Annotated in this window: 9 protein-coding genes and 1 pseudogene; 5 read left to right on the forward strand and 5 right to left on the reverse strand. The window is 65.4% G+C overall.

Annotated elements, in window-relative coordinates:
• A partial coding sequence (locus FKP22_RS17915) for a DUF2332 family protein (RefSeq protein ID WP_141288938.1) occupies positions 1–346 on the forward strand: 346 nt, incomplete at its 5' end.
• A 69-nt stretch (positions 347–415) separates the two neighbouring features.
• Positions 416–1,612, forward strand: coding sequence for an amino acid aminotransferase (locus tag FKP22_RS17920; RefSeq protein WP_141288940.1), 1,197 nt, complete (start codon positions 416–418; stop codon positions 1,610–1,612).
• 7 nt (positions 1,613–1,619) lie between these two features.
• Here the strand turns inward: FKP22_RS17920 and FKP22_RS17925 are convergent, their stop codons facing one another.
• Positions 1,620–2,591 carry a LysR family transcriptional regulator gene (locus FKP22_RS17925; RefSeq protein WP_211361450.1) on the reverse strand — a complete coding sequence of 324 codons (972 nt, stop codon included), beginning with the start codon at positions 2,589–2,591 and terminating at the stop codon, positions 1,620–1,622.
• Between the two features lie 126 nt (positions 2,592–2,717).
• Between FKP22_RS17925 and FKP22_RS17930 the strand changes: the two genes are divergently transcribed.
• Entirely contained in the window at positions 2,718–2,903 is a 186-nt protein-coding gene (locus tag FKP22_RS17930; RefSeq protein ID WP_141288944.1) for a hypothetical protein, read from the forward strand.
• A 79-nt stretch (positions 2,904–2,982) separates the two neighbouring features.
• On the forward strand, positions 2,983–3,258 hold the full coding sequence (locus FKP22_RS17935) for a hypothetical protein (RefSeq protein ID WP_141288946.1): 276 nt from the start codon (positions 2,983–2,985) through the stop codon (positions 3,256–3,258).
• A gap of 69 nt (positions 3,259–3,327) precedes the next feature.
• Here the strand turns inward: FKP22_RS17935 and FKP22_RS17940 are convergent, their stop codons facing one another.
• The 4 genes from FKP22_RS17940 to FKP22_RS17955 form a co-directional block, all read right to left on the reverse strand.
• Positions 3,328–3,738, reverse strand: a complete 411-nt coding sequence (locus tag FKP22_RS17940) for a hypothetical protein (protein ID WP_141288948.1) — start codon at positions 3,736–3,738, stop codon at positions 3,328–3,330.
• Positions 3,739–3,988: 250 nt separating this feature from the next.
• On the reverse strand, positions 3,989–4,402 hold the full coding sequence (locus tag FKP22_RS17945) for a hypothetical protein (protein ID WP_141288950.1): 414 nt from the start codon (positions 4,400–4,402) through the stop codon (positions 3,989–3,991).
• A gap of 183 nt (positions 4,403–4,585) precedes the next feature.
• Positions 4,586–4,996, reverse strand: coding sequence for a hypothetical protein (locus FKP22_RS17950; RefSeq protein ID WP_141288951.1), 411 nt, complete (start codon positions 4,994–4,996; stop codon positions 4,586–4,588).
• A 337-nt stretch (positions 4,997–5,333) separates the two neighbouring features.
• A complete protein-coding gene (locus tag FKP22_RS17955; protein WP_141288953.1) occupies positions 5,334–5,711 on the reverse strand; it encodes a hypothetical protein in 378 nt (125 codons plus the stop codon).
• A gap of 297 nt (positions 5,712–6,008) precedes the next feature.
• Here FKP22_RS17955 and FKP22_RS17960 point away from each other — a divergent pair.
• Positions 6,009–6,241: pseudogene (locus tag FKP22_RS17960) on the forward strand (amidase); the annotation flags it as partial.

Raw genomic sequence — 6,241 nt, forward strand, 5'->3', positions numbered from 1 at the left:
GCTGGAACGCTGGCTGGACGAACTGCCGGCCGGCGTGGTGCCGGTGCTGTTCAACAGCTGGGTGCTGTTCTATTTCGCGCCGGCCGATTTGGCGGCGCATGTCACACGCGTGCAGCGGCTGGTGCAGCAGCGCGGTCTGTTGTGGTTGAGCGCAGAGGGCGCGCAACACAACCAGCCGCTGGCACCCGAATTGGCATTGGCGACCACGCCGGTGCCGGGTGAGCCCGGCACGTCGCCCGCCAACCAGACCTTCTGGCTGCTGACCGAGCCGGGGCCCGAAGTGCCGCAGACCCGGCTGCTGGCGCGCTCGCACCCGCATGGCGCGTGGCTGGAATGGCGGGGCTGAACACGGGGAGGGTCCCGGCGGGATAATGCCAATCCGCTTGTTTCCCTCACCCAGACAGGACTCCTCCGCATGTTCGCGCACATCCCGCCCTACGCTGGCGACCCCATTCTTTCGCTGAACGAAGACTTCCAGAAGGACCCGCGGGCGGACAAGATCAACCTGTCGATCGGCATCTACTTCGATGACGAAGGCCGCATCCCGGTGATGGCGGCGGTGCGCGAAGCCGAGCAGCGCGTGGCGCAACAGACGGGTCCCAAGCCCTACCTGCCGATGGAAGGCCTGGCGGCGTTCCGCACCGAGGTGCAGAAGCTGCTGTTCGGCGCCGATCACGCGGCACTGGCCGAAGGCCGCGTGGCCACCATCCAGAGCGTGGGCTCCAGCGGCGGCCTGAAGGTCGGTGCGGACTTCATCAAGCAGTGGTTCCCGGACGCCGCGATCTGGGTCAGCGACCCGACCTGGGACAACCACAAGGCGGTGTTCGAAGGCGCCGGCCTCACCGTCAACACCTACCCCTATTACGACGCCGCCACCGGTGGCCTGCGCTTCGACGCGATGCTGGCCGCTTTGCGCGAACTGCCGGCACGCAGCGTGGTGCTGCTGCACGCCTGCTGCCACAACCCGACCGGCGTGGACCTGACACCGGCGCAGTGGGAAGCGCTGATCCCGGTGCTGCGCGAGCGCGAGCTGCTGGCCTTCCTGGACCTGGCCTACCAGGGCTTTGGCGACGGCATGGACCAGGACGCGTTTGCGGTGCGCGCACTGGCGAGCGCCGGGCTGGCGTTTTTCGTTGCCAACTCCTTCTCCAAGAGCATGAGCGTGTACGGCGAGCGCTGTGGCGCGCTGAGCGTGGTCTGCCCGAGCAAGGCCGAGGCGGCGCTGGTGCTGGGCCAGCTGAAGTTCACGGTGCGGCGCAACTACTCGAACCCGCCGATGCACGGCGGCCAGATCGTCGCCACGCTGCTGGGCTCGCCCGAGCTGCGCAGCGCCTGGGCGCTGGAGCTGGATGCCATGCGCGAGCGCATCCAGGCGATGCGCAAGCAGTTGCACGCCATCGTCAGCGCGAAGGTGCCGGGCCGCGACTTCGGCTACTTCCTGACCCAGCGCGGCATGTTCAGCTACACCGGTCTCACGCCACAGCAAGTGGACCGTCTGCGCGAGGAATTCGGCGTCTACATCCTGCGTTCGGGCCGCATGTGCGTGGCCGGGCTGAACAGCCACAACGTCGAGCGCACCGCGCAGGCGATGGCGGCGGTGCTGGCGGACTGAGGCCGGTTCAAGCAGCCGATTCATCGACCCGGACGACGGCCTCGTCCGGATCGGCCGCCAGCGGCCCTTGCGCGATCAGCCCGCGCAGCCAGGCATGTGCCGGGTCCGCGTCCCGGCGCATGTGCCACAGCATGTCCACATGCACCCGGCCGAGCTGGAACGGCAAGGCCTTGATGACCAGGCCGTGTTCGTAGCCGGTTGCCGCGAGGAAGCGCCGCGGCAGCACCGTCAGCAGGTCCGAGCTGGTGACCACCTGGCCAGCGGTGTGGAACTGGTTCACTGTCAGCACGATGCGGCGGCGCCGGCCCAGGCCGGACAAGGCCTGGTCCACGAAGCCATGCGCCCGGCCTGAAAAGCTGACCAGCAGGTGATGGGCGGCGCAGAAGTCGTCCAGCGTCAGCGCGCCCTGCGCCAGCGGGTGGCCCTGGCGCATCACGCAGACGTAGCGCGTGTCATACAGGCGCAGCTGGCGCAGCGTCGCGTCATCGCCCTGCGAGCGCAGTGCGGCGATCACGTCCGGGAAATAACCCACCGCAAGGTCGGCCTCGCCCTGCTCCAGCAACTGGCGCGGGTCTCGCGTGGTCAGCGGCTGCACGCGTAGGTTGGCCAGCGCACGCTGGGTTTCGATGCTCTTGATGACGCGCGGCATCAGCAGCACGGCGGTCGCGTCGACCATCGCCAGGCGGAAGTTCACCGGTTCGGCGGTCGGGTCGTAAGTGCCAGGCGCCAGCGCCTGCTGCAGGCCAGCCAGCGCGGCGCGCACCTGCGGCCACAAGGCCTCGGCCTTGGCCGTGGGCTTCATGCCGCGCGCGCTGCGCTGGAACAGCGATTCGCCCACGGCATCGTGCAGGCGCTTCAGCGCATGGCTGACGGCGGGCTGCGTCATCGCAAGCACCTGGGCCGCGCGCGTCAGGCTGCCCTCGGCCATCACCGTGTCGAAGATGCGGAGCAGGTTCAGGTCCAGGGTGCGAAAGTTCACGGACGGCAGTCATATAAGCAGCATGCATACCTATGCTGCACACTATTCAGTAGACCATGCGGAGGGAAAACCCTAGTATTCATCCCATCGCAGCGTCAAAGCCTGCTTCAACGAAAGTCTCCAGCCATGCAAACCGCCACCTCTTACCCCAGCAGCGCCACCTACCGTGCCGCTTCGCTGCGTCAGGTTGCCTTGCAGCGCCTGAAGCAGAAGCTGTCCCTGGTCTGGAAGGTCATGGAGGCCTACGGCAACCGCCGCGCTGCGCAGCACATGCAGATGATGGGTGTGCCCTTCGAATCCCGCCGCCCCTGACGCGGCAACACAGTGGCGCCGTCTGGCGGACGCCACTCGCTGAATTTCTCGCCAGTTGCCATCCTTCAGGAGCGACATCATGAGTGCCATCACTTCCCAGACCTTCAACCACGGCCCGGCGCTGAACATTCCCCGCGGTGCCAAGCTCGGCGCGGACCTGTTCCTCGCCGCAGGCCGCCTGCTGAGCCGCATGCTCAAGGGCAATGCCCGCCCCACCGCGCAAAGCAGCCGCCTGTCCGAAGCCGAGCAGGTGCGTGAACTGGCCCGCCAGTGGGAGCGCACCGACCCCGGCTTCGCTGCCGACCTGCGTGCCGCCGCCGCGCGCCACGAAAGCGACGCGCATTTCCTGGCCTGAACGCCAAGCCTGCGCTTTCCAGCGCAGCCCTGAAAAACACCCGCTCCGGCGGGTGTTTTGCTTTGGGCCTCAGCGTGTGGCCGGCCGGCTGCCGCCGGCCTTCAAGGGCAAGATGTCGATCTTGCTCCAGGTGCCTGAATTCAGCACCACACCTTGCCAATCGAACACCGTCCAGGTTTCGTCATCGCGGATCCACCAGGTCACCTCATGGTGGGAGGAATGCGTCGCGGCATAACCCGTGGTGCCGAACACATAACTGATCTTGCCTTTCAGGCTGGACGCCTGCATGCCACCCAGCAGGTAATTGGCCCCCTGGCAATCGACATTCATCCAGTGCCCAGCCGCCCCCGTGTCGCCTTCGGTGGTCAATTCGGTGAAATAGTCACAATAACCATCCAACACGACGGCTGACGGCACGGCGGCGAGGGCCGAGGCCATGCCTGCGGCCAAGGTCATCAGCGTCAAAGCTTGCTTGTACATGCGCGGCTTTCTTCCCATGGTTTGGAAACAGTGAATTCGGGCAATCGCTTGATATGCACAAAAACAGCCACGGCACATCGGCTCATGAAATTGATGCACAAGCATGACCGGTTCAAACCACTTCGGACAGCCCCCAGATCGAGGGAGTCGGCGCGTCGCCCCGCTCGCGCGGTCATGAAAAAACCCGCCGAAGCGGGTTGGGTCTGGGCAGGCGATGAGTCGCCTGGCGGGGCTTGGCAGCCAAGCTGCGTCAAGGTTGCCAAGAGGGCCGGGCCCCCACTGGCGCCACCCAGCCACGCACCTTGGGTGACCAGGTGCCGCTGTTGATGTATTGGCCGGTGGTGGTGTAGACCGACCAGGTGCGGTCGCCCCGGATCACCCAGGTGAACTCGTAGCCGCCGGTGAACGCCGCAACGCCCGTGGTGCTCATCGAGTAACCCCAGGCACCGGTGCCCGCGTCACGCACCTGCGCGCCGCCGCTGGTGGCGGTGCTGCCCGCGCAATCCAGGTTCTGCCAGGTGCCGGCAGCCCCGGAACTGCCCTCTGTCGTCAGGTCACTGAAACCATCGCAATAGCCATCGAACTTGATGGCGGAATTGACGAAGGCATGGGCCATGCCGGTGCTCGCGATGAGCGCCGAGGCCATCAACCATTGCTTGAACATGTGCAAACTCCTTTGCCTGTGGCTGCCTGCGGTCCGTCAGCGAAACGGCTCCTCGTTGCAGGCGGCAAACTTCAGGAAACTGGAATGTCGGGAAGGCGAATGCAGGCGAGGCCGGGACACCAGGTCCTGTGGTCATCGGCCAGCTTCACGCGCCCTACGCGAATGAGGCGAAGCGCGAACGCATCAGTTGGCCAGCACCGCCTTCTGGCCCACGGTCAGGCTGGTGCGTGGCGTCCATTTGCCCTTGCCCACCAGCACGCCCTTGTAGTTGTACAGGCGCCAGTTCTGGTCCTCCGTGATCCAGTAGGTCGCCTCCCGGCCGCCCATGCTGCTCAGGGCCAGGCCCTGGGAGCCCATCACGGCACCGACGGCCTGCGCGTTGTAGGCCGGCGTGGCCGCGCCACCGATCTGCACCGAAATGCCGGTGCAACTGACGTTGGACCAGGTACCGGAATAGCCCCCGCCCGCGACGGGCGTCAGGTTCTCGAGGTAATCACAGTAGGCATCGCCGAGCGAAATCGCGGATGGCAGGTCCGCGTGGGCGACGCCCATGCAAGCCGCAAGAACAGCGGCTGTGGCCAGTTTCTTGTACATATCGCAACTCTCCTGTTTGAGGTTTGGATCAACTGCCCGCGCCAATGCGCAAAACGGCCCAAGGGACAGTTGGTCGATAGAGTTACGCAAAGCCCTTTGTGTTTCAAAGTGTTTTCCCTAAACCCCTAGACCTAGGGGCATTTGCCACCCACCGTGACTACTGCGGAAGACTCCTCTCACGAGGACAGCCCAATCTCGCAAACGGCCAGAAAGGCGAAGGGAAAAATCACTTTCACGTCGTGTGTTAAATCACTGCCCGGAAAGAAAAACACCCGCCAAGGCGGGTGTTTTTGTGGGCATGAAACCCCGGTCGCGGCGCTCGCCGCTTGCGAACGCCTTACTTGGGGCTGGTCGCGGTCCAGGTGCCGGTGAACACGGCAACGCCTTGGTAGTTGTACATGACGGCGGAACCATCGTCGCGCAGCCACCAGGTCACCTCGTGGCCGGACGACAGGGCCAGGCCAGTGGCGCCGGTGGTGCCGAGCACGTAGCCAATGCGGATCTGCGAGCCCGAGCGAACTTGTGCGCCGCCAGCAGGAATGCTGAAGCCGGTGCAGCTGTTGACCCAGGTACCGGCGGCACCTTGGGTGCCTTCGGTGGTCAGGTCCACGAAGGTGTCGCAGGTGCCGTTGATGGAAACGGCGGAGGGTATATAAGCCTGGGCTGCGCCCATGGCAGCGGCGAGCACGGCAGCAGTGGCAAATTTTTTGATCATGAAAACAGTTCCTCGGTAGTGGTTCTGAGGCAACGGCCCGCGCAGTAGAGCGCGATACACCCAGAGACACCTGTCTCACGTCGTCGCCAAGAATCATTCTCGGTGGGCAGCTTCCTGCCCTGTCCCCCTTGATCATGGGGGATGTCAGCCGGCGCGGCGGGACTTTGTCACGGTTCATCGGTCTCATCGGTGGCGGCCGTGCTGGGTAAGATGGTGTAACGCCCGGCGTCGGCCCTTGATCAAGGTCAAGTCACCAAATCGGGGACATGACCGCCAAAAGCCAACAGGAGTCTCGAATTGGCCGACCTGCATGCCCTGAGTGCGACAGAACTGACGCCGCTGTACCACACCGGCACCCTCTCCCCTGTGGATGTCACGCGCGCAGTGCTGGCCCACATCGAGGCCTGGGAACCGCAGCTGTGCGCCACCTGGGCGCTGGACGCCGACGAGGCGCTGCGCATGGCCACGGCGTCAGAAGCGCGCTGGGCCGCAGGCGCATCGCTGGGTCCGCTGGACGGTGTGCCGGTCAC

It is taken from the genome of Ideonella azotifigens, assembly GCF_006519715.1.
GTDB classification, from domain to species: Bacteria; Pseudomonadota; Gammaproteobacteria; order Burkholderiales; family Burkholderiaceae_C; genus Ideonella; species Ideonella azotifigens.

What these genes read in the sequence shown, in the direction of transcription:
- FKP22_RS17940 (WP_141288948.1), bottom strand. Translation starts at nt 3,738, where the DNA reads ATGTACAAGCAAGCTTTGACGCTGATGACCTTGGCCGCAGGCATGGCC.
- FKP22_RS17930 (WP_141288944.1), top strand. Translation starts at nt 2,718, where the DNA reads ATGCAAACCGCCACCTCTTACCCCAGCAGCGCCACCTACCGTGCCGCT.
- FKP22_RS17955 (WP_141288953.1), bottom strand. Translation starts at nt 5,711, where the DNA reads ATGATCAAAAAATTTGCCACTGCTGCCGTGCTCGCCGCTGCCATGGGC.
- FKP22_RS17945 (WP_141288950.1), bottom strand. Translation starts at nt 4,402, where the DNA reads ATGTTCAAGCAATGGTTGATGGCCTCGGCGCTCATCGCGAGCACCGGC.
- FKP22_RS17935 (WP_141288946.1), top strand. Translation starts at nt 2,983, where the DNA reads ATGAGTGCCATCACTTCCCAGACCTTCAACCACGGCCCGGCGCTGAAC.
- FKP22_RS17920 (WP_141288940.1), top strand. Translation starts at nt 416, where the DNA reads ATGTTCGCGCACATCCCGCCCTACGCTGGCGACCCCATTCTTTCGCTG.
- FKP22_RS17950 (WP_141288951.1), bottom strand. Translation starts at nt 4,996, where the DNA reads ATGTACAAGAAACTGGCCACAGCCGCTGTTCTTGCGGCTTGCATGGGC.